Source organism: Halorubrum sp. SD690R (assembly GCF_005435035.1).
Taxonomy (GTDB): Archaea; Halobacteriota; Halobacteria; order Halobacteriales; family Haloferacaceae; genus Halorubrum; species Halorubrum ezzemoulense.
Genome location: NZ_SGTV01000128.1, coordinates 1 through 473 on the forward strand (window position 1 = coordinate 1; position 473 = coordinate 473).

Genomic DNA, 473 nt, shown 5'->3' on the forward strand with positions numbered 1-473 from the left:
GTAGGCCATGTGTCCGCTTTCAGTCTCACCTACCGTCCGAAGTATCTCGACAGCAAGTCCGTCCGTCCCAACCACGTCGACGAGCGTCGTAATGGAGTAATCATTACGGGTGTCGTTGCACGGATTCGTAACACTCGATGGGAGAATATCGCCGTAGTAGTTGTGCAAGTACACTCGGTCGATCTCTGACCCACCAAGGACCACGTCGACGCTCTCAGACAGCGTTAGAACGTACTCGATAATCTCGTCGGCCTGGTCGCGCCGCGTCTCTCTGAAAGCCGCATTGAGACCGATTGCTATCGTCTGTTGAGGGTTGCTATAGCCCAATAGACGAGTGAACGCGAGAGCGTCCTCTAAGGCGCTCTGTGGCTGTCCCATCTCATCATGTCCCAACCGTCGCGCATACCGAATCAAGTCCCACAGAGCCCGTCTCTCGCCGGCGACAGCTCGTCGTGCAAGTTTCACGACTGACC

1 pseudogene is annotated in these 473 nt (G+C 56.0%); it reads right to left on the reverse strand.

Going from position 1 to position 473, the window contains the following annotated elements:
* A pseudogene (locus tag EXE41_RS18715) lies at window positions 1-378 on the reverse strand (transcriptional regulator); the annotation flags it as partial.
* Window positions 379-473: the final 95 nt, after the last annotated feature.